The following is a 26,450-nucleotide window of genomic DNA, read 5'->3' on the forward strand; positions in this document are numbered from 1 at the left end:
ATATATTATAGAAAGGTTATATATTTATTTCATGATCTTTGAATATTTCTTATAATAAAAGTATCCTAGCACCGCCCATATAATGGTTAATACCATAGATGGAGCACTTAGAATTGCAGGAGAACCGGGTATGAGCAATAACGCTATAAACAGAAGGCTCATAAAGGCCCCTACTGCTGAAGCATATCTGTCCAATCCTCTTGAATTCTTGAACCCTATGTAACATACATAAAAATATGCTACTGCCGCTAGTAAAGAAGACATATTCACTATATAAATAATAACTTCTCTACCAAACCAAGGTGCTATTAGACTAACTAATGCTACAAATTTCACACCATTTTCAAAGACCCCATTGTGGTTTTCTTTCTTATACTTTTCAGGAATAAGTCTGTAAGCAGATAAAGAACCAATGAGTTTACTGCTGCCTAGCATAAACCCGTTTATACCACCAGCTACTGCTCCTGCCAAAGATATTATAAGTAGAATGAAACCTAAATATCCCATATGGTCTAGCACTGCTGTACCTAAGGCCCATTCTTCTAACAAAGCTTTCTCTGGAGTATATACAAGACCTGTAGTGATATTTAATAAATTGTAAAAAATTACTCCAGCTAATATGGCTAATAAAGCCATCCTGGTAGCCTTGGGCGCTTCAAAGTTCAAATCTGTAGATACTTGAGGTATCACATCAAAGCCCACGAACAAGAAAGGAACTATGGCAAAGATCCTTGCCACTTCTGCAATATGAAATCTATAGTTTAAGATATAGGTATTCATTATCAAGCTATGATCTGTCTTCATGAACATGTAAGCAAATACTATTATGGCATTTACCACCATAAGTAAGATCATGATATTCTGCACCCTAGCACTGAGCTGAAGCCCTTTAATATTGATATAGGCAAATAACAAAATTATTAAACTAGCAATGAGAATCTCTGATAAATATACCGGATAACCAGCTACATTATATAGATATATAAAATCAATCCTTGATCCAAATAACTTTTTAAGTACCAATACAAAGGCTGTAGCATTTAGGGGAACCATGCTTATATAGCATAAAGTCAAGGACCATCCTACTATAAAACCATTGGTCTTACCCATATTATTATAGGTATAGGAGAACTCTCCTCCATCCTCTCTATGTTTCTCCATCATGATGTGGTAACCTTTTTGAATAAAAACAATAGCAAGACCACCAAGTATAAACCCGATGGCCGTGCTAATGATACCACTTTCATAAAGAAACTTTGAACCTGGCAGAGTAAAGGAACCCCAACCTATAATAGACCCTAGTGCTAAAGCTAATATGTCTATTTTGTTCAATCTTTTTCTCATAAAATCAACCTTTACTTAAAGTTATATTCTGTAACTATCTTTTCTCTTCCTGTTACTTGATCTTGATAATATTCATAACAGCTAATTCCTAAATAAGAACCAGATATGTTGATTACATTGTCATACCCCATGTTTTGAAGTGCCATTACTGCATTATAGCTTCTTTGGCTGGAACGACAGTGTAAGTATACAGGTCTATCCTTTGGAATTTCATCCAATCTTCCTCTAAACTGGCTTAATGGAATATTAACTGCATTTTTAAGATGTCCAGCTGCAAATTCATGCTCTTCTCTTACATCTATGATAAATGCATCGCTTTCCACTAATTCTCTTACCTTAGTTACTGGAACTTGTTTAAACTTACCATATAATAGGTTAAGTGCTACTAAGGCTGCATGATTTACTATATCTTTAGCTGTTCCAAATAAAGGAGCATAGCATAACTCTAATTCTTTAAGATCTTCTAAAGTACCGCCCATGGTAATCATGGTAGCAATAACATCTATTCTCTTATCTACGTTTCCTTTTCCTATAGCCTGGGCTCCCAGTATTCTACCTGTAGGGTATTCATATATTAGCTTGAAGTGCATTGGATTGCTCTCTGGCATTAATCCTACTTTATCTCCTGGAATGATATATACAAAGTCATAGGATATTCCTGCAGCTTTAGCAGTCTTTTCATTTAAACCAGTGGATGCTGCATTTAGATCAAATATTTGTACCACTGAAGATCCTATTACTCCATTATTGTTATGGTGAATTCCATACATGTTATCTGCTGCTGCTCTTGCTTGTCTTTGAGCAGGACCTGCTAAAGCTAATCTAGAAGGTTTTTGAGTTAATCTGTTATAAACCTCAATAGCATCTCCTACAGCATAGATGTCTTTATCGTTAGTCAAATAATTATGGTCTACCTTGATGGCTCCAGTTACACCAATTTCAAGGCCGCAATCTTTAGCAAGACCAGTTTCGGGGCTAACACCTATAGCCATTACTACAGCTTTAGCAGCTACTTTTTTACCGGACTGTAATTCTATGGAGTCTTCATTTATTTTCTTTACCCCATCGCTTAATATAAGGTTAACACCTTGGTCCATCATTTCCTTGTGTAGTATTTGAGCCATATCATAGTCAAAAGGATTCATTATTTGATCTAATGCTTCTACAAGGCTTACATTTTTACCTGCTAAACGTAGGTTTTCTGCTACCTCTACTCCTATGAATCCACCGCCAACTACAGCTATGTCCTCAATTTTATTCTCATCAATGTAGCTTTTTAGTTTTTTAATATCCACTACGTTTCTAACTGTAAATACGTTAGATCCTGTTATTCCTTCAATGCTTCTTGGAAGAATTGGGTTAGCACCTGGAGATAAAACGAGTTTATCATAGGACTCTTCAGATTCTTCTCCAGTAAGTACATTTTTAACTACAATTTTTTTCTCTTCTCTTTTTATCTTTACAACTTCACTGTTAACTCTAGCTTCAATTTTATACTGTTTTTTAAACTGCTCAGGACACATTAAAACTAAATCATCACCATTTTCCACCATACCGCTTAAATGAAAAGGTAAAGCACAGTTAGAGAAAGATACGTGAGGACCTTTCTCAAACATGATTATTTCTGCATCTTCATCTATTCTTCTAGCCCTTGCTGCCACTGAAGCTCCTCCAGCTACACCACCAATAATTAAAATTCTTTTACTCATAATAATACTCCTCCCTAATAATAAAATCTAGCAGTCAAAAAGACTGCTAAATTTTATATTTTTATTTTCTTATATTAATATTTATTATTTAAACCACTTTTTCGCAAAGGTATTCCCTACACTACCACCTATAACCATTACTACTAGGAATATCCAACCTGAAAGGGAAAGGTTTGCTATTGGTGTATATAATGCTCCAACGTTACATCCATTTGCAAATCTAGTACCAAATCCCATGGTAATTCCACCTAGAGCAAATAGTAATACTTCTCTTACTGTAATGTGCATTTCTGACATAACAGTTTGCTTGAACTTACCCGCTGTTAATAGGTAGATAGTTGTTCCCACTAATATACCAAAGTTTTGTACTGATACAGCATGGGAAAAGAATGGTGTAGCGAAAGCTTTTGCTGGCATTTTTGTGAAAGCAGCTAAAGAATCTGGTGTCATACCGAATAACATAAGGAATTTACCAAACCAAAGTCCATAAGGAGTGGAAGCTCCCCATCCTTCTTTAGTAACCCCCATTAATATGGCATATAGTATAGCGATAATTACAGCACCTTGTGCTAAAGTCCAAGGCTTAGCAAATATTCTATCATAGTTTGTTTCACTACAGAATTTGTAGTCTTTGCTATCAAAATTATCTCTTTCATCTTGAACCTTTTCCATACCATGACCAGTATATGTTTTATTTTCTTTACGTTTCTTTTCATAAGTGTATGCTAAATAAACTACAATCCCACAAAATACAGCTGTTAATACTAATGCGCCTAGATAACCTTCAACGCCATCCCATTTGAATAAGTCTGGTAGGAATACACCACCTGAAGTTTTTGTACCCACAGCTGTGGTAAACCAAGAGTTTTTAACCCATCCTGCAGTATTTTGAATTGGGAAACCTAAGAATACGCCTAAGCTGAAGAATATAAGTGTAATACCTGCTCTAGGCAGAGCTGTTATAAGGTCAGTAAGCACCCCTGAAGCACAGCAAGAAGAAAATGACATACCAAAACCGAATAGCAAACCACCTACTATAAGTCCAAGATTGATTGGGTTTACCCATAGTCCGTATTTAGTTGGGTCTGCCTTAAATAAGAATCCTGTAGTCACTAATGCAGATATAAAGAATAGGAACATTAGTGTTCTCATTAGTTTTGTGGATCCGGTTTTAAAAGCACGGTTTACGCTACCTGCAAAGCCTGTATATGCTCTGGATAGTGTGTAACCAAAGCCACAACCCACCAATAGTCTAAAAAACAGTACGTCTGTTTGTAGTAATGTTTTTCCTAAAAATAATACTAGTACAATTCCGATAAAACCTAAGATTTGTTCTGTTTTTTTCATTGTTATCCCCCTTTATGATTTCACAAAATGTGATTTTTTTAACAATCTCTTGTCAATACTATTATAGTACAAGCTATACCCTTTTAGTACAAAGTAAATGCTATATACCATAACAGTTTCTTTTACCATAACGGAAAATATCCTAACTTGAATAAATGCCATAAGTTCTGTACAATATATAGTGGAATAAGATAGGTATATAACTATTTTTTAGGATGTGTGACTAAATGAATCTAGAGTATCTTCAATCCTTTTATATAACAGTAAAATATAATAGTATTTCAAAAGCCGCCCAAATTCTTCATCTCACCCAACCTGGCCTCAGCGGACAGCTTAAAAGTTTAGAAAACGAACTGGGAGTAAGTCTTTTAAATCGAAGCAATAAAGGGGTAGAGTTGACAGAAGAAGGTAAAGTGGTATTTAACTATGCAGACACCTTGCTTTCCATTCAAGGAAATATTAAAAGAGATTTGACAAATTTACATAAAGATAGACCAAAGCTTATGATTGGCACTTGTAAAAGTGTAGGAGAGTATGCTCTTCCCTGCAGCATTTTTACCTTTAAGCACAAACACGAAGAAGTAGACATACATATGGAGGTAATAAACTCCACTGAGGTTATACAAAGGCTGCAAGAACATACAATTAACATCGGAATAATACAGCATGACCCATTGATAGATGATATTTCTACAGAACACATTATTTCAGACGAGCTTCTTTTAGTGGGAAACAGCTTAACTTCACCTAAAAGTATTTCTACAGAGAATTTAAAAGACATTCCTTTAATTCTAAGGGAGCAGGGTTCTGGTACTCGATATGTTATCGAAAAATCTTTAAAGGAAAAAGAAATTGATATAGAAGATTTAAATGTAATCTATGATTTAAATTCTCCAGAAGCTATTAAATCTTCTATCCTATCAGGAAAAGGTTTTTCTTTTTTACCTAGGCTGGTAGTTCATCAGGAACTTAAAAACCAATCCCTTCAAATTGTTGAAGTGGATAATTTAAGGATTTCTTTTGGTTATTATGTTGCTTGGAGGAAAAAATATACCTTTACAGAACATGAGCAAAGATTTGTAGATTTTATTATTTCTAACAAAAGAGGTTTTTGCTAATAAAAAGTAATGTAGGGAGATATTGAATAAATATCTCCCTACATTACTTTTTTAAAATTTATAAAAATAATTTAGTAACAAGCTTAACTCCTATCCCTGCTCCTAAGAATACAAAAACTCCAAATATCCAGGCATGGAGGGAAAAGGAAGGTATGCCGCTGAAAAAGGCTCCGATGTTACATCCCACAGCAAGCCTAGTTCCATACCCCATCATAATTCCTCCAAGAAGCGCAGCTATAAACTGTTTTTTACTCTTTATTTTCTTAAATTTAAATTGAGAAGCTAATAATGTTGCAATTAAAGATCCTATAATTACAGCTATATTTAAAATGGTGTATTGGTTGATAAATACATTACCTTTTGTAATGATAGGCTCATAGTAAGATTGAAAATGACTAAAATACTCAAAGGTAAAAGGATCAAATCCAAACCATTGTAATATTCCCACACCCCATAATAAAAAGCCGCTAGTTATTTGCCAGCTTATGCCTAATAGTGCTAGCAAAACTACATTCATTATTCCTAATAAAATCCCACCTACCCAATAGGGCCAAGGTTTCTTAAGATATTTTATTATAGACTTCATTATAACTCTCCCCTATTTTTCTTTTGGCTTTTGAATATACACTTCCCATTCTCCCCCACTTGATTCTATAAGTCTTATGGGGTAGTTTTTGTCTGAGGCCCATTTTTCTATATCAATGGCCACACAGCTGTGATCACAATGAAGGATTAAAATTTCTCCTGCTTTCATAGTTTTTAACTCTTTCATAGCCTTCAGCAAAGGAATAGGACATACCTCGCTTAAACAATCTAATTCTCTTACAGACATAGTAATACCTCCATTATAATTTCTTTAAGCTTTTGTTTTCATACCACAATGCTATTTTGTACAAAATAGCTAACACTATAAGTTGTATTACCACAACTGTCTTTAAATCCAAGTATTCCACGAAATAAATGGTCTTTGCATTTTTAATAAAATGCTCGTACCAAAAAGAATAGTCTTTTGCTCCTAATAAGGTTCCAATGATAAAACCAACCAGAACTACCCAATGCAAGGCATGTCCCTCTCCAATTCTCATTAGTACTCCCGAGGCACATCCTCCGGCCAAAACCATACCAATGCCAAATATGAAGGCTCCTATCATCACATGAACTCCCACAGAACTTACAGCCCCTGGGATTTTATCATAATTAAAACCTTTTATATGCACATAACGGGACTGAATTATAGCAAATCCTACAGTACTAACCATCATAGCTAATATCATCCCCCTTAGCAGCCTGGTGTTACCAGTGATAAAAGGATTTCTAAAAGCCGCTGAAAAACAAAATCTTGAATATCTTAAAATAATACCGATTATAACCCCTACTCCCAAGCATACAGCATAATTATAATGCTTCTTCCAAAGTACTAAAGTTAGCATCAATGAAATTATAATCAATATAACCCCATAATGCACCTGACTCTTTTCCTTTTCCGCTTGTCCATGTCGCTGCTTTATCAATAAATCCATATCATTAGATTCCATATTATCATCCCTCTAAAAAATAATATTTATGCTTTTATTATTATACAATATAAAATCATATCTTCAATACTAAAATAACTGGGCCTGTCCCATATAAACCATTTTTAATTACTGCATTTCTTAAGTCTAAAGCCGTATCATACCACTCATCACTTCTACATGTTGCTTTATCACTAAGAACATTATCAAAAATTAAAGGACAACGTTTCATCATCATATCATCACCTCTTCTTGTTTATTCTTTTTCTAGGCTCCATATTAAAGCTTTTAAATCTAAACTTACAATAAGTTACAAGAAAGAATTCTGGTATTGCTAACGCCATTCCATATTGTACAAAAGCACAAAGTAAAAGCATAAACATAAGTCCTGGTATTATTTTACGCATATCATAACTTCCCGAAAAACTTCTTGCAAAAGTCCCTGAAAGCATAACTAATCCGAATACAAATGGTGAACTTACATATAATTTTGATTGCTTAAAATTAAACATACCTTCCCTACCACGGCGAAATTTACCTTGTTTAACTCTATATATAGCTCTAATAGTGGAAATAATCAAGAATATGAATCCTCCAAGCAATAAAATCATACCAGACCTAACCATATAAGAAGGCGCTCTTTTATCCTCACAAGCTAAGAAGAAAACTTGATAAAATCCAACGGATATAAAATAGATAATTATATTTAACAATACAACCTGCAACTTTTGAAATTTAATATAATTTTTTTCTTTCAAAAAAAATATTGTTATTAAAAGATGTATTAAAAAGAAATAGAAATTTCCTTTTAAAATAGTCGGCCATATTGGGGTCGTAATATTAATATTATTTTTAATTCCATTTAAGAGAACAAGTGTTAAAATTCCGCTAAATACTAGAGATGGAATAAAAAATGCTGATATTCCATCCGGGCTTAAACGTCCACGAGCAACATCTTCCAATAAATAAAAATCTGCTTCTTTATATTTTTTTAACATAAATACCTCCCAGTAAAACCTCTTATAAAAGATTTTTTCCATGATAAATTTCAATGTTTTCCAGCCACTTATTTTAACCCTATTATATTATACCATATTTTACCTTTGCCAAAATAAGTGAACTAGCCTACTTATTTTTCGGCTAGTTCACTTTATCTTTTTTCTCACTTCTTAAGTTATTTCAGCAAATGATATTTGCTTATCATACATAGCATCTTTTTATATCACAGCAATTTTTCTATTTCTGATTCTCCTATAACTGTTATGCCATTCTGGACTAACAGTTCCGCAGCCACACCATTGCCATGTACTATTGTCCCAGTAAAGGTTCCATCATAAATTTTCCCATAACCGCAGGAAGGGCTGCGTTCCTTCAAGATGGCAAGTTTGCAATCATAGAACTTAGCTAGTTTTAACACTTCCTCAGCACCCTTTTGAAACTGTTCCGTTACATCTTCACCACTTTTAGTAATAACCTTATCCATTACCTTCTCTGCTGGATCCCGTGGAGTTTTTAGTCCTCCGTATACTTCTGGACATATAGGGATTAAATTATGTTTTTTTTGTAAAGCTTTGAGCTGCTCAGTAAACTTACTCTTTCCATCAAATCTACAATTTACACCCAAAAGACAGGCACTTACTAAAATATTCATATGACTTTCCTCCTCTTCAATTATGGAATCTATTGTTTAAACTAGGGCTAGTGCACTTTCAGCTAAATTTCCGTTGCAATGTTGGTTTCCTATATATTTACCTACTTCTTAATCATCATAGCTAACCAAAGGCGTTTTAATATTTCTTATGCCACCTCTAGGATTATCTACATCATTTTTATATCTAGGTATTAAGTGTATATGAAGATGCATTATAGTTTGCCCTGCGTGGTACCCCACGTTTGCTCCCACATTATAACCTTGTGGTTCATATTGGACATCAAGCATTTCCTTAACTTCATGTAGCAAGCTGTAAATAGCCTTTACCTCTTCCTCTGAAGCTTCAAAGAAGCTTTGAAAATGCCTTTTAGGAATGATTAATGAATGCCCTTCATTTACTGGAAATTTATCTAGTACAGCATAGGCTAATTTGTTTTCTGCAATAATTTCTGATTTATTATAATTACAAAATATACAATCCACTGTAAGACCTCCAATATGTTAATTTATGATAATATTTTACCATATGCAGATTAAATATTTCATGAGATAAGAAAAAAGGTAATTCATGAATTCTCTTGCATTTTATAAAATGGCAGCTGATGTATTGAAATCTACCGCAGGCGTACAGAGAAAAAGCCAGCTGGTGCCATGGATCACATTGCCTTGGTTAGTGAATACATGGAGTTATGAAATAATTTCAACTTTCTCTAAGCAACTGGATAATATCGTCATATTCTTTACCCCTGGCAGTAGGGGTTGCCTGAATCACAAATATTTGATTGTGTCCCGGCACCACAGTGATATTCTGCCCGCCGAATCCCCTGCACCCATAAAAATCATTTCCAAGCCACCACAGATATCCATAATCATGATTGCATTTTGACGCTAAAGTCGCTTCCTTAATATACTTCCCTGAAACAATTTGTCTGTCCTCAAATATACCCTTCTGAAGGAAAAGCTGCCCTAAGCTTAGCATTTCACGTGCTGTCAGATTGGATGTGCTCTCCTTCTGCCCACCATTTCCTTCCCCAGCATCCGCGCAGCTATATGTAATTCCACATCTGCTCCTCCACCATGGACCACTTTTTATATGAAGAGGTTTATACAGATTATCGTTGATAAACGAAAAAATATCACCACCAACCGCCCTCTCCAAAACAGCAGTGAGCAAAATTACATCGAACTCGCTGTAATTGAATCTCGTTCCAGGTACATGAGCCATATCCGTTTCTGCAATGTGTTCCACCCAGTTCGTGCTCTTACGAAGAGCAGCAAGTTGTGGACAATGATAATGTACACCACCTACCCAATAAATACCGGAGGTCATCGTCAAAAGATTCCTGATTGTAATCCCTCTGTGATAGGGATGGAGTCCTTGATTAAAGTCATCCAGATATCTGCATACCGGTTCATCCAGACTATTGATAAAACCTTTATCCAGACAGATTCCTGCTACAATGGAAAGAATGCTTTTTACCACAGAGCGTATCACGTTCCTGCTTTCCTTTGTAAAGCCATTGTAATATCGTTCTAGAATTATCCTGCCATCCTTCCACATCAGGACGCTGTTGACTAGTCTATATTGCTTTTCTTTGATATATTCATCTAATTGCCGTTCTTTTATCATGGTAGATACCTTCCTATCAGTGAGAAACTGTTTTCTTTCAGTTCCTTTGGTGTACCAGTCGTAATAATCTCTCCGCCTTCTCTTCCGCCGCCTTTTCCCATCTCGATTAGATAATCACAGTTTGCCAGCATATGTACATCATGCTCTGTAATGATTACAGAATTTCCGCACTCTACTAGCTTATTCAGAAGTATCAGCAATCTTTCAGTATCATATAGAGACAGACCAGTTGTCGGTTCATCGAGAATGTAAAGAGAACCTTTACTTTTCTTTCTCGAAGCTTTCTTCCCTCCTGAAAGTTCCTTTGCAAGCTTGATTCTTTGACTCTCTCCTCCTGAAATAGTCGGTATAGATTGTCCAAGAGTAATGTATCCCATACCAACTTCCTGTAAGATATTTAGGACATTACATATCTCTTCATCCTTATCCTTAAAAAACTTTGATGCTTCGTCCACGCTCATGTTCAGTACATCACAGATATTCTTACTATCCAGCAGAATAGCTCTTGCTTTATCTACATATCCCGTCCCTTCACAATCATCACATATCAGGTCAATAAAGCTTCCATATCCCACATAATGATGCAGAATGCCTTCTCCCTTGCATCTCGGACAGCCACCATCTGAATTCCTAGTAAACATAGAAACCGTACAACCCTTGGCCTTTGCTCCATCTGTTGCGGCAAAGAGGCTGCGTATTCTATCCATAATGCCTATATAGGTCGCTGGACATGAGGTTTTATTTCTTCCTATAGGTCTCTGGTCTATGATAAAGCAATCCTTAATATTCTCTGTTCCTGTAATAAGTGCATCGGATGCCTTGTCATCCTCATCATCTGCTCCCGCTATCACACAATTATTTTTCAGCAGTTCCTTAAGCCTGGGAACTAAAGTATCTGAGATCAAACTTGACTTCCCGCTTCCGGATACACCTGCAATACCAACCATTACGCCCAATGGAATGGTTACACTTAAGTTTTTCAAGTTATGCAGACTGGCATTCTCAATCCGCAACACGTTTTTATCCTGTATGCTTCTATATTCCTGCTTTATGGGAAATGCGGCTTCCTTCGTAAGATAGGGTGCGGTTCTTGAACCCTTGCACCTCTGGAAATCTTCATAACTTCCTTCAAAAATCTTTCTTCCACCATTTATCCCTGCACCCGGTCCCATATCAATAACATAATCAGCATTACGCATAAAACCTTCATCATGTTCTACTGCAACAACCGTATTTCCTTCTTCCACCAATCTCTTTAGAAGCTTAATCAGACTTTCCTTCTCCACTTCGTGAAGTCCTATGGTAGGCTCATCGAATACAAAAATAATGGAATCCATCGCTGCCATGATATAGGAAGCCAGAAAGACCCTTTGCAGTTCTCCTCCTGACAGAGTAGGAATCTTTCTAGAAAGAGAAAGGTGGCTTAACCCTACCTCAGAGAGCCCCTCTAAACGCTTCATAATTTTATCCACAAGCTGATTCCTTCCACCTCCATATGCTTTAAGGAAGTCATATATATCTCCAATATACATCTCTTCTATTTCCCTTATGGTCTTCCCACCAATTCTCGTATGAAGAGCAAAGGTTCCCAGCCCAACTCCCTGACATTTAGGACAAGTCTTCATACCGATATACGAAAGTTCTGTGATCCAGTTATTCCTTCCACGACCCTTATGATATTTATAGCTTTCCATTAGCCATGGAATAACTCCCATAAATCCAGTATATCCGGCAAATCCCCCACCATCTCCATACTTGAACAAACGAAGTTCCTCTTCACTTAATGACCTTAGGGTCCTTTTCCTGCTTACACCATAAATTTTATCTAATCTCATACACAAATGGATATAGTGAGTCTGGTTTCCTCCAAAAAGGTTTTCGATTGTTACATCCATATCCTGAAATATTGCTTCTTCATCAACAGTAAAAATAGCTCCTGCTCCCCGACATCTTGTACATATTCCTTTGAGTGAACCTTTCTGAAAGTTCGCAATTTCAAGAGGAGTACCATCATCATACTGATTTTCTATCACTCCATAATGAGCAAAAAGCGCAGCCAGCATGGCATCAAGATTGATTCTAGTGGCCACTGTGCTCCTTGGATTTGACTGTCTAATAATCCTCTGTTCCACTGCAACCGTAGGTGATAGCCCGTTAATACTGTCGAAAATCTCTTTCCTATCAATAATAAACTGCGATCCTGAAAAAGTCAGATATCTCTTCTTCCCCTCTTCATACAATGTGTCAAAAGCAAGGCTCGACTTTCCACTTCCAGATACACCGGTAATCACGGTAAGCTTATTCTTCGGTATACTTACATCTACACCACGCAGATTGTTAACCCTTGCATTCTTTATCTCAATAAAATCCTTCACCCGATTATTCCCCCTCCTTGAAGTGTTGTAGGCTTTACTCCTAAATCTGTAGCCACCTTTGAAACTGGTTTCTTAGTTCTCTCTATTCTTTTTACTGCTTCTAATTTAAATTCTTCACTATATTAATGATGTCCTTGAATAGACTTACCATCATATTTAGGAATTCTACCATTTAAATCTAATCCAGAAACCCTTTCTGAAATTATTTCTTTTGCATTAGGGTCTCTTACCTCCTTAGTAGCAACCTCATCTGTTTCATCCACACCTTTTGCTATATCACTTCTTTCATCTGAGCTCTTTAAGGTTCCCTTGATTAAGGTACTTGCTTCATTACTCTAGAGTCAGTATCTGTATTACTTATTCCATCCACTTCCCCTATATACGTTCCTTCAAAAATGTTTAAATTCTTAATATAATTATAATCTGAATATTGTTCATCATACAACCATTGCTATCTTCAAAACTTTTACGCTTACATTCCTAATATCAGGAAATAATAAAATAACCTTATTTTACAATTATAAAAGCCTCACTTTAACAACATCTGTTAAAATGAGGCTTTTCATTTATTAATAAATTAAATTTCCACTGCTAGTGCATAAGCACTTCTTACAGCATCAATTACTTTTGCTGGTTTAAAGGAATCTCCGATGCAGTAGATTTCTTGTGCAACATGATTTTTAAGAGCTTTATAATATAAGTCATTTTCTGATTTAAAGCCTAGAGCAAGTAATACAAAATCAGCATCTATGGCAACCTGCTTTGTTTCTGTTCCTGATGATTTTGCCAGTGGATTTTCTGTATTCTTAGGAAGTAATGGAGTCCAGCTAATATATGAATCTGGTAAGTGTTTGCTGGTCTTTTGTGCTGCAATAACCTTACCATCTACAAATTTTTCAACACGACAGCCATTATACAAATTTACCTTATCATTTAATCTTAGATAATTTAATAAATGCCCACGATTAGCTGTACATGCCCCATCCATAAAATTATCTGCCATTTCTAATACATCTACTTTTTTATTATTTTCATAGGCTAATTTATATGCGGTTTCAACTCCTACCACACCACCGCCTATAATTACTATCTTCTCTTTTCCATCTAAAATGGAAGAGTCTATCAGGGCATCTGTAGCCATGGCATAAGGAGTGTTTTTTAACCCTTCAAAGGGCGGAACAATGTCCCTGGCACCATTGGCAAACACCACTGCATCAAATTGATCTTTTATGCTCTCTATATTTACTCTTGTATTAAACTTCTTAATTAAGCCATATTCTTTTTCAGCCTTGTTAAGCTGAGAATTCAAATAAGAAACATAATTCTTAATATCAAATTTAACCATGGGAGCTCCACCAGATATAAGCTTGCCACCAATTTTATCCGTTGCTTCAAATAAAGTTACCTTATGCCCCTTCTTAGCGGCATTAATTGCAAAAACACATCCTGCTGGACCGGCACCTATAACGGCTATAGTTTTAGGTTTTTCTACCTTTAAATCCTTAGAATACTTGTCCTCAAATCCGCATCTTGGATTTACAGCACATTGAATATGTCCTCCTTCTACAAACTCATTTACGCAACCTTCTTGACAACCAATACAAGGACGGATATCTTCAATTTTATTATTATATAATTTATTTGGCCAATAAGCATCAGCAAGTAAGGGACGCCCTAGCATTACCATATCAGCCATGCCATCTCTAATTACCTCTTCTGCCAAATCTGGATATCCAAGCTTTCCCACTGCAACAATTACCACATCCTGACCTTTATTGGTTTTAATATTGTTTTTATTAAAATAATCTTTTGCAGCCTTGGATATTAATTTAAAGCAGCCAGCTGGCATTCCTGCAGGTGGATGTGGCAGCCACCAGTTATCATAACAGCCAAGATCCACATCAAAACAATCCACCCCTGCCTTCACTAAGGCTTCCATAAATTTTAATGTATCATCAATGGTTCTTCCATTGATAAATTTGCGCAAGGTAGGCATCTTTTCAATATCCTTGTAGGTTTCGTTTAAAGCAAGGGACAAATCTATCCTATACATAATTGGATAATGTGGACCTACCTTTTCTCTTATCCCCTTAACTAAATCCACTCCAAATCTATATGGGTCTGAATATTTTCCCATTTTACGGCGATTAAAGGCTGGATTAGTCATCTGTTCTAACAAATAACCTTCATGTCCATGTAGATATACCCCATCAATGCCCTGACATTTTGCATCTAAAGCCGCCTGTGCTCCATTTTTAATAATAGTGTTCAGTTTTCTATCGGATAGACGTACACATGGAATAGCTGGAATATAAAAATTCTTATTCCAAGATGCTGAAACTGGCAGTTTTTTATCATTTATAAGGCACATGGGTGCACCAACCCTGCCAAGGCCAGGTGTCAATTGTATAAATATTTTCGAGTCATAGGCATGAACACTTGTTGCTAAATCTCTCCATCCTACCAAGTTGGTTCTTGTTCTATCTATCCTTGGAAAATAAGATAACTTCCCTGGCTCAGTAACCGTTGGATCTACCCCATGAGAAATTGGAATTAATCCTGTGGTCAAAAGCCCAGTTCCACCTTTTGCACGTTCAGTAAAATATTCAATCATCTTATTATTAGGACGTCCACTTTCTTCACACATCTGTAAATTTCCCATGGGTGCCATAACCAATCTATTTTTAACCTTCACACTGTTTATGGTAATTGGAGAAAAAATATTATCAAAAGGATATAATTCCCCAGTGATTTCCCTTGCATCTTCTGGATGCTCTATAAACCAATCACCATAGCTGTCAACTAATTTTTGAACAAGACTATCTGTTTTTAAAGTACTCATATTTACCCCCAAAAATATATTTATTTTTCTTACTCTTTCTTAACATTAAAATGGAGCTCTCTCAAAGCCTCAATATCTTCACATATTACCGTCAATGGACAATGTTCACAGTCAACGATAACATTTTTCAATATATGATCAAAGGCATTGGTAATAGCATCTACTTCCATGCTCTTTTCCACAAGCTTATGAATGAAGGGATAATCACCCACCAAGAAAATCATCCATACATTATTTACACCCTCTATTTTCTTATAATGATTAATAAAGAGATTTCCTATAGTTTCAAAACTTATCCCCTTTTTAACTGCCTTTTTACTAACACGGACATTTTCCTTATTTTCTATGCTAGATGAAAGAATCATATATCCTTCTGGAACCACTTTGAACCTTTCATACTCTAGCCGCTTTATTCCAATATAAGCTTTATTAGGATCTTGAACCTGGTCTACATTCATAAATGTAATTCTTGAAAAATTAGTATTCTCTTTAATTTCCTTTAAATCCTTACCATATAGCAATATGCGATCATCATTTATTAATTCATAATTACTGGTTAAACAATTATAAACTGTACAGGGATTAATTCTATCTCCAAGTTCAAAAGCAACTTCTCGTTCCATTAAAAATTCATTATTCCTAAGACAGTTCCATGTTACATCATTATTAACTTTAAGTTCTCTACCTTCATAATCCTTTAGAATATCTAAGGTTTCCTTAATAACATTATCATAAACTTTCATATATCCCATCCACGTTTTTATATTTTTTCTTCCACTTCTTTTTTATCATGCATCTCTATTAAGCTGTTATATATTTTTTCTATTAGCTTACCATCACCATTGGTAATATAGGTTACAAAGGTTAATACAAACAATACTGCAAGGATAATCAAAATAATAATCAGTGCTTTCATTACACTCCTCCATCACTTTATAATAAGCTAAGACCTTTTTGTCTTGCATATTCTGCAGCTCCCAAGGCTCCCATAATCTGCGGGTCCACTGGAAGATCCATTACTTTTATTCTTAAAACCTTTTCTATAGCCTTTTTTAACCCCTTATTTTTAGCACAGCCACCTGTTAAGGTGATATTATCTTTGGCTCCAGCCTTTTTAGCCATAATAAAACATCTCTTAGCCACTGCTTGTTGAATTCCAGCTGCAATTTCCTCTTTTGGTTTTCCCTCCCCCACAAGTGTAATAACTTCTGACTCAGCAAACACTGTACATTGAGAAGTAATAGGAATTACATTTTGTGTGGATAATGATATTTCTGAAAACTCATCCAGGGTACATTCAAAAGCTCTTGCCATGGCTTCAAAAAATCTACCGGTTCCTGCTGCACATTTATCATTCATGGCAAAGGATAATACCGTTCCATCATCATCTATGGCAATTCCCTTAACGTCTTGTCCTCCTATATCGATAATGGCTTTTACACTAGGATCAGTTACATATACCCCCATGGCATGACAAGAAATTTCAGAGATATTTTCTTGTGCCTGTGGAACTTTATTCCTTCCATATCCTGTTCCTATTATATACTCTAAATCCTCAAGTTTATTTACTACCTCTGCTTTAGAAATAACTTCATTCATTGCTAATTCTGCACTTTCAGCACTATTAATTTTACTTCTAATAGTTGTACTTGCTACTATTTTTCCATCTTCATCTAGGATTACTGCCTTAGTATAAGTAGATCCTACGTCACATCCGCCAAAATATTTCATGATAACCTCCAATATTTTTATTTATTACCAAGCCAAAGTATCTTCATAGTCCACTAGAGTTGGGTCCAATGGCTTTTCTCTAAACACATTAATCATATATTTATTAAAAGCTTCTCTCATTTCTCTTCTAGATACAGTACGCGCGTCCATAAGATCATGAGGAATCCATATCATATGAATACCACGTTCCCGTGCTTGCTCTTCAAAAAGTCCATGTAGTCCGCCCACATTTTTACAAGATACGTGGTCAAACATTATTACAATATTGGCATTAAATTTTTCACACATCTTCCAGCACTCATCAAGAGAATTTGCATAGCCGCCATTGGTATGGGACCTCATCATCATCTTTTCATAGCTTTTAGCCATATCTATCATAGCCTGATCTTTATCCCCTATATGCATAAAGTGATGAGATAACATGCACTCCATGTCGACCATGGTTTTTACCCCCCAGCAATGCTGAGCCCAGTAGGTAAAATTGGTATAATAGTGTGCTGGACATGCCCATACAATAGCTCTATACTTTGGTTTATTAGCATCATTTTTTCTGTCTTGCTCATAACCTTTTTTCATCATCTTATCCACCTTAAGATCTGTTTTTAAGAAAAATGGATCTAAACAGCCGGTGCCCATAAATTCATATTCCCTTTGAAGTGCCAATGCTCCATTACAAACCTGAGGATAATCTGTACAGTTCACATCCCATTTATTTAACATACACTGAACTTCCTCATTGTACATTTGGCATCCTTTCCAAAATGAATCCCAGTCCCATTTAACGTTGTAATGGGTTTCAATAAACTCAATGCAAACTTGAAGATTTTTCACTGCATAGTCTTGAACCTGCTCCTCTTTAAATCTTTGAGGAGGAGTAATTTGAAAAATAGGAATATCTTTAAGATATCTGGTCATAAAGGCCACCTGTCCTAAAGAACCATCACAGGGCATAGAACTTGTGATATAGGTTTTACCTACTATGGGATAATCATCAGCTACAGCCACACCTGATTCCGTAGCAGGAAATGGACATAAATCCGGCGCTAAACCAAAATGCTCCACCACATCGATATAATATGGATTGGCTGATTGATCTATTTCACTAGGCATACCTACCGCAAGCATTGCAATATCCACCCACTTTAGGGTAGGAAATCCAGCCATAATAAATTTAGGTGTCATTTCATCAAACATAATGGTTTTTTCTCTAAGTTTAGCTGCTTTTTTACTGTTAGGACGGATATGTTTATCTCTCACAATCATGGTGGCCACGCAATCCACAGAGCTATGCACTAAAGAAAAAAATTGTTCATGGGCATATCTAAGTTCCTTTCCTCTTAAACCTAGGGTATGCTTATCTATCATATTAGAAGCTGTTAAAAAAGAAACCATCCACCTATATCTCTTAAGGGCTTTTATCATTAATATTGGATGTGCACCTAGACGCACTGTCATATAGCCATATAACTTAAGCCAACGTCCGTAATCATACATAGTATCCTTAAAACCTTTCCATTCACGCTTTCTAAAGGTTCTACTATCTTTGTTATAAAATCTTCCTAAACCTTTTACTTCTTTAATTTCACTTTCCATCTATTTCACCTCCCCACTTTCTTGCAATCTTTTAGCCTTAATCTTTTTAATCTCTAAACTTTCTACAAAAGCTTGTACTCTAGTTCTTAATTGGCCGCTTCCTATACTTCTATAAGGTCTATCTATGGATAAAACCTGAACTCCGTATTCTTCTGGCATAATATGACTTGCCAGGGTTCTTTCATAGGACCAATAAGTACAGAACTTCATTTGCTCATAGATGGCTCCATCTGCATGGAAATGCTCTACAAGTTCTTTTACATGATCTTTCCTATACTGCATCTTGTGTTCTGAACAATGCCTTGGACATTCCGTATCCCGTAAGTTTTTTCTAATAATTTGAGTTAATGCAGGTTCATCTCTGGTTAATTTAATTTCTGATCTTCCAGGTATGGAACCGTAACAAAATCTATCTGCCACTACTAAAGCTCCCGCTTCTTCAATTAATTCAATCATATCCGGATCATCAATTTCAGAACCCACCACCACTACTCTAGCCTTGTATTTATTTTTTGTATCTGGCTGCCTAGTCTTAAGCTCCTCTAGGGTTTCTCTCAAATATGGTAAAATATCTTTTTTAGGACATACATAGGTGCATAAAACTATTTTATGGAACTCACTTCCTGTGATAACAGGAATCTTTTCAGTTTTCATTTCCCCCATTTCAGTAATGATCCTGCATACCTCATTAAACTCCTCCACAGCTTGTCTTATAGCTTCATCTGAAATATCTACACCATAATTTTCATTTAAAGGCTTTAGAATTTTTCTTGTAACTTGTTCCTCCAAGTGAATTACGCAATCCTCATCATCTGAATAGGGTAAATCAAGATAACATTTTACAAACTTATCATTGTCTGTACCGCATGTACCCAGTATCTCCATGTTTTCCATGCAGCGATTCATAGGTTCACACACATCTACTCCTAATAACCCATCTAGAAACTTATAGTTGCCTTCAATGGACCTTTCTAAAAGGGCACGGGAATATTCACATGCGCTATTTGCCATATAATACGTGGCAATTTCTGTTGACCCCATGTTAGGTGCTCTTAATCTTACTGAAAAGCAGCTTCCAAGATTCATAAGTACTTCAGGCACGTGAAAACAGGTATATCCAATGGGGTGTCTTCCTTCACTTTTTGCTTTTCTTACTAAATCATTATTAGCATCTTGCAGGAGACTTTCAAAGAAAATCATATGCTTTAAATCCTTCATAGCTGTATCCCCCTTTCATTTAATTTTTAAATAACATTGAACTTTTCTAGAGCCTTTTCCAGTTCTAAAACCACATCAGTATCATTAGGTAACTCCATAAAGTTTCTTCCACCAATGTCATAGTGTAAAATATTTTTATCCCTAGGAATAACACCTAAAAGTTCAATTTCTCCTGTGTTTATTTCATTTATTACAGACATATCTTCAATTCTGTTAAGTAAAACGCCCACCCTGTCAAATTCCACCATTTCTTCAGCTACTTCACGAATGGTCTTTATCACTTCTATACCCTTTCTACTTACATCTGATATAAGGAGTAAATGGGTTACTTTTTGCATTACCCTCCTGTTTATTTGTTCTATACCTGCTTCTCCATCGATGACAACATAATCAAATTGGCTGCTTATCATTTCAATTACATTTTTAAGATAAGAATTTATTCTGCAATAACACCCCTGAGCTTCAGGCCTGCCAATAGCTAAAAATGCAAATCCATCCCTTTGAACTATGGCCTCAAATATTTTGTACCTGGATTCGCTTACTAGCTCCATGGCATCTTTTGTGTTTCCATTTTCTACAGACTCAATAATTTCACTTCTAATATCATTTAATGTTATTTTAGGTGTTACCCCCAGTGCCGTAGCTAGTCCAATAGCTGGGTCCGCATCAATTGCCAAAATCTTTTTATCCGGGTATCTTTCTGTTAATATTTTCACAATTGTGGCCGAAATACTTGTCTTCCCAACGCCGCCTTTACCGGTGAGGGCTATAATGGTTGGTTCCATTATGAATCTACCTCCTGTATATTTAATAGAACTAATTTCACCGAATATAATTCGGTTAATTAATTTAATTATAACATACATATTTAGACAGTCAATATTTTGAATTTATGTTTTAACCTGTTTTAATATCCTTGATGTGGTTTTGTTTATTTTTTATCAATTATCAAAATTTGCAATTTAGATTGCTTATGATAATATATTACTGTTAACCTTAAACATGGAAATTTTCAATAATGATATGTTAATCTAAAAATAGATATTACATGATGGAGGTCTACTATGAAAGAACTAACATCTCGACAAAAGCAAGCTATTGAAACTAAATTAAGAATATCTGAAGCTGCTATGAAATTATTAAAAAACACTTCTTATGATTCAATAAAAATAACTGATATATGCAAGGAAGCTAATGTGTCTGTGGGAGCTTTTTATCATTATTTTAAATCAAAAGACATGATGATCAAATATTCTTATAACAGTATTGATTCATTAATCATTGAAGATTATAAAAAAAAGAGCTTTGATTCTTATATAGATGCAATTATCGGACTTAATAATTCTGAAGCGACACTAGTACAGTCTTTAGGATATAATTTCATTTCAAATAGTTATATACAAATTCTTATGGATGAAAGCCAATATACAATTTCCCCCAATAGGCTTGTTCACTTAAAATTAATCGAGCTTTTAAAACTAGCCCTTAATGAAAAAGAAATTATAGATACTGATGTCTATGAGTTATCCGAATTTATTAATAGAACTGCTAGAGGAAATATCTTCGATTGGTGTTTAAAACGGGGTACGACTAACCTTGTAGATGTTTGGACATCAGATATTGAAAAAATCATGAGTTCTTATAAAAATATTTAAGCAATAGAACAACTATCTTATGAAAAAAACAGCTTCGCTAGCTTGATGAGAAGCTGTTTTTTAAGTTAATTATTACATACCTGCCATTCTCCTGCATTCATCAGCACAGTTTCTGCAAGTATCTGCACATGTTTGACAATGCTGATCTTTAAACATATTACATTCAGAAGCACATCTGTCACAAATAGTTGCACAAATATTACATATATCCTTTGCATTGCCGCTTTCCCTAGACATATAACATGCTGCTGTAGAGCAGATTTCAGCACAATCCTGAAGGGTTTTTATACAGTTCATTCTTGCTTTTACATCAGCTTCTTGTAAACACAGATTGAAACATTCTTCACATATTTGAGCACATTTTGAGCATGCATCTATACATGATTGGTTTGGATTTCCTCCTGGCATAAGTGACACTGCTGGCATATACATTGTCGCTGGCATAATTTTATCCCTCCTAAAAATAAGATTATTTTTACATACATTATTGTCCCCATTATTTTTAGGATTATTATTCTCTTATTCTCGTTTTACTAACTCCTAAAGATGCTAGTGTTGATTACCTAGAAACTACTTTATCAATCACAGATATTTATTTATAAAAATAATGAACCAGCCTGCTTGATTTGAGCTGATTCATTTCATCTTTTAACTGCATTATTTAGATTATGCTGTCAGTTTATTATGCATTAAATTATTTACTGTAGTCCACACATCCAATAAACTCCAACTCATTATCTTGCGCTGGTAAATCTCACAAGGGGAGAGGGATACGTAAGATTAATTTAGACTATCAGCCGCTAGTTTAACGGAATCCTTTAAACCTTAATCTATCAAAATAGCGATATTACCAAATTGTTCACCTCGTTCCATTCGCTGAAAAGCTAGAGCTGTTTCTTTTAAGGGATAGACAATATCTACAATAGGGCGAAGTGTATGTTTCTCCATAAATTCAAGCATTGCTATAAATTCTTCACTACTCCCCATGGAAGTACCAACAATATTAATTTGCGGAAAGAATACTGCTCTTGCTGGTATCGTAATTTCATCCCCTGAACTTGCTCCGAACATAACAATTTTTCCATTGGGTTTAATAACATCAAAGTACTTACTGAAAGTAGCTGGCCCAATACTGTCTAATATAAGGTCTATAGATTCAGTCTTTAAATATTCCTTCCAGTTGCTATGGCTGTCGAATACTTGAGCTATTGGTAATTGAAGGGCTTTTTGACGCTTAACGTCACTTCTTGATGTCACACTTACTATTGCCCCTATTGCAGACGCCATAAGTGTGGCAAAAGTAGCAACCCCACCACCAATACCCGGAATAAGCACATGCTGTCCTTGTCGTAAATCTCCCTTAGTAAATAATGCCCGATAGGCAGTGAGGGCCGATAATGATAGTACTCCCGCCTCCTCCCAAGACAAGTATGTTGGTTTAGGAATAGCATTTTGTTGAGGTACAATAACAGATTCAGCAAAAGTACCATTGGTAGGTCCACCTAATATCTCAAGAGCAGTGGGTACTTGATCCGTTTTCTCCCAACCTATGCAAGGGTTTATAATTACTTCCGTTCCTATGGTCAGATTGTTTACTCCTTCGCCAATGGCTTCAATAATTCCCGCCCCATCTGAACCAAGAATTAAGGGTGAATCTTGTTCTGTTCGCTTATCCATAAGAAATAAATCTCTATGATTCAATCCTGCTACCTTTAATCTTACTTTCACTTCGCCTTTTCCCGGCAGCTTATCTTTTTGAGTTGTATATTGCAGACCATTTATTCCTCGCATACCTGTATGTATAACGGTTTTCATAATAAGACCTCCTATATCTTGCTAATTATGATAAGTATTATTGACGTTTGCATTTAAAGTGTATATGATAGTGATACGTTGTACAAGTATGAACATTTATGTTATATACTAACCTTTTTGTAAGTATAGGAGTGTGGAAAATGGATTTTAATATTAAATTCGGAAACTGCCCAATATATTATACGATTTCAAAAATTGAGGGGAAATGGAAGTGGGTCATTTTGTATAAGCTTTATAAATCCAAAGTGATTCGTTACAACAGACTATGGGACGAATTACACCCCATCGCTCATAGAACATTAAGCAAACAACTCAAGGAATTGGAGTCAGATGGATTAGTGCATCGCGAACAGTATAATGAGGTTCCCCCAAAAGTAGAATACTCTCTTACCAAAGATGGAGAAACCCTTGCACCAATCCTTGAACTAATGTCTGAATGGGGAGAGAAACATCTAAAGCAAGAACCTCAGAACTAACAGTATTCCGCTAACTGGCAAGCAGTACAAGTGTATTAACACTTGCACATTTTTAACAATTTCCCTTGCGGTCAAATCTTAAAAACTACTTATTGGAGCAAGCCGTCCCAAACCCTGCCCTTATCCAGGGTAGTCTTTTCCGGCTCTGCCGTTTTATCATCGGGATCTACATAAAATCCACAGTTCTATTATTATGTAATATGCAGTTTTGAACTTTATTCAATACTTTAAAATTCAAAGCCACTCTTATTGGCAGTCTTTTAAATCTCTGTTTTCTAATGTGTTATCGTTACTTTATAATGTAGTTTTTTTGAAGAATATATTTATAGCATATGTTAACTGTAGATTGTCAAGCAAAATTGACCCCCTTTTACACTGAAATTTGACCCCCCTCACAGTTAAATTATAATTAAGCTAAGGCCATCATTTTTTATAGTTTTAGATTTAACAGTGAGTTGCCTTGTTTCATGGCTAATAGAGATATATTTGCTTAATTCTAACATTCTATCTTTGATTAGCTCATTGATCAGCTGATCAAAGCTTTCATCTTTCGAAAGCCCCGGGAGGGGCTCTTTACTTTTAGTCACAGCTGCTTGAGTTCCATAGTTGTCTAGTTCATCAAGACTCATAAAATCTGCTTCAATTATGTTTTTATCTTTATTTTTATATTTCCTTAATGTCCTATCAAAATAGTAGTCACTTTCGTAACGGACTTTCCTTTGTATGTATTCAAAACTGCGATTGTACTTTTCCCTGGCCAATAGCCTTGCTGCATCCTTCCCCTGAGTGTTGAATATATTAACAAACTCAGGAAAATCCACCTTAATATCTGCCATTATTGTCCCTCCCTAAAATTCTGCTTTACCCTGAAGCTATCACCTGTTATACTTATAACGTGAGAATGATGTAGGAGTCTATCGAGAACTGCAGCTGCTGCAAGTTCACTGGTGAATATATAATCCCATCGGTTAAATGGTAAATTTGTTGTTACAATGAGAGACTTTTTTTCGTATCTTTGTCGGATTAGCTGAAAAAATAGGCTCTCTTTTTCTTTATCCATTTTTAAGTAACCAATGTCGTCAATTATTAATAAATCTATCTTCAATAGCTTCGAGAATTTTTGTTTTAAAGTTCCATTTCTCACTGCACTAGATAAGTCCTCCATTAAGTCAATTGCATTAGCAAAAAGAACTGTTTTTCCTTCTTCACAGGCTCTCATTCCAATGGCTTCTGAAAGATGACTTTTACCAACACCAGGAGGTCCTATAAAAACTATATTCTCTCTTTTTTCTATAAATCTTAGTGTAGCAAGATCTCTTATTTTATCTTGGTTTATACTTTTAGCAAATGCGAAGTCAAAATCATCGATGGTCTTATTCCCATCAAAGTTAGCATTCTTAATGTTTTTTATTCTTAACCTTTCCTTCTTTCCTTGTTCTTCTAAGATCAGGAGATTGTACAATAACTCCCTATAACTTAACTTCTCTTTAATCGCTGATTCTATGGCTTCCTCATATTTGTTATGTATATCTGGAAGCTTAAATTGTTTTAGAAGTCTTTGAATTTCTATATCTATGCCTTTGTTGATTTTCAATTTTGACCTCCTTTGTCATAGTAAGAAAGGTCTCTAATTATAGCCTTTTCATTTTTTAGGCTGTATCTATCCTTTTTACTTTCTTTAAGCTTAAGTTCTAACTTTTCATGTTCGATTATTAGCTCTAGATATTTATCTTTAATTAGTGCTTTAACTCCATCAATTTTAAGTATATTAGACTCAATGCAGTGTTTTAGTATAATATCTAGGTCTTCAACTGAGTATAACTCCCTGAGCTTTAAAAGCTCTCTTGCGTGAAAATGTGGTTGCTTTGTTATTTTAGAAGTAAGTTTATAGAACTCACTGCCGTAAACGAAGGTTTTCTCAAAAACCCTTCGTATTTCTGGAATTGAGGATGGAACCTTTTGTGCAATAGCTGTATAGTCTTCTTTATCCTCAATCTTTTCATACCTGCCTTGAATTATTTTATACCTCTTGATAAGCCTTAAATCGAAATCATAAATTTCAAGTATATATCCATAAACAACCCTTATTTTAACTAACTTGTCCACATGCTTTACAGGGATGCTATATCTGTTTGTACCTACTATAACGAAAGAATCGGTACTTACAGTTCTTGTTTCTAGTTCTGAATCGACAATGATTTTTTCCTTAAATGGACCTAAAAATTTCTTCTCTTCCTCATACATTTCAGTAGGAGTGCTTTTTGTTGTGCCGTTTATTTTCTTATTCCAAGTATTCATAAACTCTTTTAACTTCTCATTTAGATCATCCATACTGTCAAAGCTGCTACCTTTAAAAAACTGCTCTTCTAAATACTGAAATGGCTTTTCAATTTTCCCTTTTGTTCTGGGTCTCATGGGTAGACAAGCATTGG

General features: G+C 35.3%; 28 protein-coding genes and 1 pseudogene. 3 read left to right on the forward strand and 26 right to left on the reverse strand.

Annotated features, from left to right (window positions below; genetic code table 11):
• Positions 1 to 24: 24 nt before the first annotated feature.
• The 3 genes from BUA82_RS04420 to BUA82_RS04430 form a co-directional block, all read right to left on the reverse strand.
• Entirely contained in the window at positions 25 to 1,344 is a 1,320-nt protein-coding gene (locus tag BUA82_RS04420) for an APC family permease (RefSeq protein ID WP_073005012.1), read from the reverse strand.
• Positions 1,345 to 1,355: 11 nt separating this feature from the next.
• A complete protein-coding gene (locus BUA82_RS04425; RefSeq protein WP_073005014.1) occupies positions 1,356 to 3,053 on the reverse strand; it encodes an FAD-dependent oxidoreductase in 1,698 nt (565 codons plus the stop codon).
• Between the two features lie 84 nt (positions 3,054 to 3,137).
• Positions 3,138 to 4,400, reverse strand: coding sequence for a YeeE/YedE family protein (locus BUA82_RS04430; protein WP_073005016.1), 1,263 nt, complete (start codon positions 4,398 to 4,400; stop codon positions 3,138 to 3,140).
• A gap of 227 nt (positions 4,401 to 4,627) precedes the next feature.
• On the opposite strand from BUA82_RS04430, the gene BUA82_RS04435 reads away from it, so the two are divergent.
• Positions 4,628 to 5,518: a LysR family transcriptional regulator gene (locus BUA82_RS04435; protein WP_073005018.1), complete on the forward strand. Its 891-nt coding sequence runs from the start codon at positions 4,628 to 4,630 to the stop codon at positions 5,516 to 5,518.
• 58 nt (positions 5,519 to 5,576) lie between these two features.
• Here BUA82_RS04435 and BUA82_RS04440 read toward each other — a convergent pair whose 3' ends face one another.
• The 18 genes and pseudogenes from BUA82_RS04440 to BUA82_RS04515 all read right to left on the reverse strand — a co-directional run bounded on the left by BUA82_RS04440 (position 5,577) and on the right by BUA82_RS04515 (position 20,857).
• A complete protein-coding gene (locus tag BUA82_RS04440; protein WP_073005021.1) occupies positions 5,577 to 6,104 on the reverse strand; it encodes a YeeE/YedE thiosulfate transporter family protein in 528 nt (175 codons plus the stop codon).
• A gap of 12 nt (positions 6,105 to 6,116) precedes the next feature.
• Positions 6,117 to 6,350 carry a sulfurtransferase TusA family protein gene (locus BUA82_RS04445; RefSeq protein WP_073005023.1) on the reverse strand — a complete coding sequence of 78 codons (234 nt, stop codon included), beginning with the start codon at positions 6,348 to 6,350 and terminating at the stop codon, positions 6,117 to 6,119.
• 13 nt (positions 6,351 to 6,363) lie between these two features.
• Positions 6,364 to 7,053 (reverse strand): YeeE/YedE thiosulfate transporter family protein, encoded by a 690-nt coding sequence (locus tag BUA82_RS04450; protein WP_073005025.1) that lies wholly within the window; start codon positions 7,051 to 7,053, stop codon positions 6,364 to 6,366.
• 55 nt (positions 7,054 to 7,108) lie between these two features.
• Positions 7,109 to 7,270: a hypothetical protein gene (locus BUA82_RS04455; RefSeq protein WP_178140683.1), complete on the reverse strand. Its 162-nt coding sequence runs from the start codon at positions 7,268 to 7,270 to the stop codon at positions 7,109 to 7,111.
• Between the two features lie 4 nt (positions 7,271 to 7,274).
• A complete protein-coding gene (locus tag BUA82_RS04460; RefSeq protein ID WP_073005027.1) occupies positions 7,275 to 8,030 on the reverse strand; it encodes a hypothetical protein in 756 nt (251 codons plus the stop codon).
• 224 nt (positions 8,031 to 8,254) lie between these two features.
• The gene (locus BUA82_RS04465) at positions 8,255 to 8,683 is read right to left on the reverse strand and encodes a 2-thiouracil desulfurase family protein (protein ID WP_073005029.1); all 429 of its coding nucleotides are present in this window, start codon (positions 8,681 to 8,683) and stop codon (positions 8,255 to 8,257) included.
• Between the two features lie 108 nt (positions 8,684 to 8,791).
• Positions 8,792 to 9,166 carry an HIT family protein gene (locus BUA82_RS04470; RefSeq protein ID WP_073005031.1) on the reverse strand — a complete coding sequence of 125 codons (375 nt, stop codon included), beginning with the start codon at positions 9,164 to 9,166 and terminating at the stop codon, positions 8,792 to 8,794.
• Positions 9,167 to 9,383: 217 nt separating this feature from the next.
• A complete protein-coding gene (locus tag BUA82_RS04475) occupies positions 9,384 to 10,313 on the reverse strand; it encodes a serine hydrolase domain-containing protein (RefSeq protein WP_073005033.1) in 930 nt (309 codons plus the stop codon).
• On the reverse strand, positions 10,310 to 12,688 hold the full coding sequence (locus tag BUA82_RS04480) for an excinuclease ABC subunit UvrA (protein WP_073005035.1): 2,379 nt from the start codon (positions 12,686 to 12,688) through the stop codon (positions 10,310 to 10,312). The genes BUA82_RS04475 and BUA82_RS04480 overlap by 4 nt, the downstream gene beginning before the upstream one ends.
• Positions 12,685 to 12,798: pseudogene (locus BUA82_RS21210) on the reverse strand (hypothetical protein); the annotation flags it as partial. The gene BUA82_RS04480 and the pseudogene BUA82_RS21210, both read right to left, overlap by 4 nt.
• 12 nt (positions 12,799 to 12,810) lie before the next feature.
• Entirely contained in the window at positions 12,811 to 12,951 is a 141-nt protein-coding gene (locus BUA82_RS20605; protein ID WP_178140684.1) for a hypothetical protein, read from the reverse strand.
• Between the two features lie 314 nt (positions 12,952 to 13,265).
• The gene (locus BUA82_RS04490; RefSeq protein WP_073005037.1) at positions 13,266 to 15,530 is read right to left on the reverse strand and encodes an oxidoreductase; all 2,265 of its coding nucleotides are present in this window, start codon (positions 15,528 to 15,530) and stop codon (positions 13,266 to 13,268) included.
• Between the two features lie 29 nt (positions 15,531 to 15,559).
• On the reverse strand, positions 15,560 to 16,273 hold the full coding sequence (locus BUA82_RS04495; protein WP_073005040.1) for a hypothetical protein: 714 nt from the start codon (positions 16,271 to 16,273) through the stop codon (positions 15,560 to 15,562).
• A 17-nt stretch (positions 16,274 to 16,290) separates the two neighbouring features.
• Positions 16,291 to 16,446, reverse strand: coding sequence for a hypothetical protein (locus tag BUA82_RS20610; protein ID WP_178140685.1), 156 nt, complete (start codon positions 16,444 to 16,446; stop codon positions 16,291 to 16,293).
• Positions 16,447 to 16,463: 17 nt separating this feature from the next.
• The gene (locus BUA82_RS04500) at positions 16,464 to 17,261 is read right to left on the reverse strand and encodes an acyl-CoA dehydratase activase (protein ID WP_073005042.1); all 798 of its coding nucleotides are present in this window, start codon (positions 17,259 to 17,261) and stop codon (positions 16,464 to 16,466) included.
• Positions 17,262 to 17,285: 24 nt separating this feature from the next.
• Positions 17,286 to 18,854: a 2-hydroxyacyl-CoA dehydratase family protein gene (locus BUA82_RS04505; RefSeq protein WP_073005044.1), complete on the reverse strand. Its 1,569-nt coding sequence runs from the start codon at positions 18,852 to 18,854 to the stop codon at positions 17,286 to 17,288.
• Positions 18,855 to 20,072 carry a 2-hydroxyacyl-CoA dehydratase family protein gene (locus tag BUA82_RS04510; RefSeq protein WP_073005046.1) on the reverse strand — a complete coding sequence of 406 codons (1,218 nt, stop codon included), beginning with the start codon at positions 20,070 to 20,072 and terminating at the stop codon, positions 18,855 to 18,857. It abuts the gene before it with no gap.
• Between the two features lie 26 nt (positions 20,073 to 20,098).
• Positions 20,099 to 20,857, reverse strand: a complete 759-nt coding sequence (locus tag BUA82_RS04515) for an ATP-binding protein (RefSeq protein WP_073005048.1) — start codon at positions 20,855 to 20,857, stop codon at positions 20,099 to 20,101.
• 279 nt (positions 20,858 to 21,136) lie between these two features.
• Here BUA82_RS04515 and BUA82_RS04520 point away from each other — a divergent pair, with 279 nt between their 5' ends.
• Positions 21,137 to 21,727: a TetR/AcrR family transcriptional regulator gene (locus tag BUA82_RS04520; protein WP_073005049.1), complete on the forward strand. Its 591-nt coding sequence runs from the start codon at positions 21,137 to 21,139 to the stop codon at positions 21,725 to 21,727.
• 72 nt (positions 21,728 to 21,799) lie between these two features.
• On the opposite strand, the gene BUA82_RS04525 is transcribed toward BUA82_RS04520, so the two are convergent.
• Positions 21,800 to 22,171: a four-helix bundle copper-binding protein gene (locus tag BUA82_RS04525; RefSeq protein WP_073005050.1), complete on the reverse strand. Its 372-nt coding sequence runs from the start codon at positions 22,169 to 22,171 to the stop codon at positions 21,800 to 21,802.
• Positions 22,172 to 22,552: 381 nt separating this feature from the next.
• Positions 22,553 to 23,542 carry a zinc-binding dehydrogenase gene (locus BUA82_RS04530; RefSeq protein WP_073005051.1) on the reverse strand — a complete coding sequence of 330 codons (990 nt, stop codon included), beginning with the start codon at positions 23,540 to 23,542 and terminating at the stop codon, positions 22,553 to 22,555.
• A gap of 140 nt (positions 23,543 to 23,682) precedes the next feature.
• Here BUA82_RS04530 and BUA82_RS04535 point away from each other — a divergent pair, with 140 nt between their 5' ends.
• Positions 23,683 to 24,018, forward strand: a complete 336-nt coding sequence (locus BUA82_RS04535; protein ID WP_073005052.1) for a winged helix-turn-helix transcriptional regulator — start codon at positions 23,683 to 23,685, stop codon at positions 24,016 to 24,018.
• Between the two features lie 398 nt (positions 24,019 to 24,416).
• On the opposite strand, the gene BUA82_RS04540 is transcribed toward BUA82_RS04535, so the two are convergent.
• The 3 genes from BUA82_RS04540 to BUA82_RS04550 form a co-directional block, all read right to left on the reverse strand.
• Positions 24,417 to 24,854, reverse strand: a complete 438-nt coding sequence (locus tag BUA82_RS04540; protein ID WP_073005053.1) for a hypothetical protein — start codon at positions 24,852 to 24,854, stop codon at positions 24,417 to 24,419.
• Positions 24,854 to 25,612, reverse strand: coding sequence for an IS21-like element helper ATPase IstB (gene istB / locus BUA82_RS04545; RefSeq protein ID WP_073005054.1), 759 nt, complete (start codon positions 25,610 to 25,612; stop codon positions 24,854 to 24,856). The genes BUA82_RS04540 and istB overlap by 1 nt, the downstream gene beginning before the upstream one ends.
• Positions 25,609 to 26,450 (reverse strand): Mu transposase domain-containing protein (locus tag BUA82_RS04550; protein WP_423230438.1); only part of this gene is annotated, 842 nt, incomplete at its 5' end. The genes BUA82_RS04550 and istB, both read right to left, overlap by 4 nt.

It is taken from the genome of Clostridium amylolyticum, from assembly GCF_900142075.1.
Classification (GTDB): Bacteria; Bacillota; Clostridia; order Clostridiales; family Clostridiaceae; genus Clostridium_AA; species Clostridium_AA amylolyticum.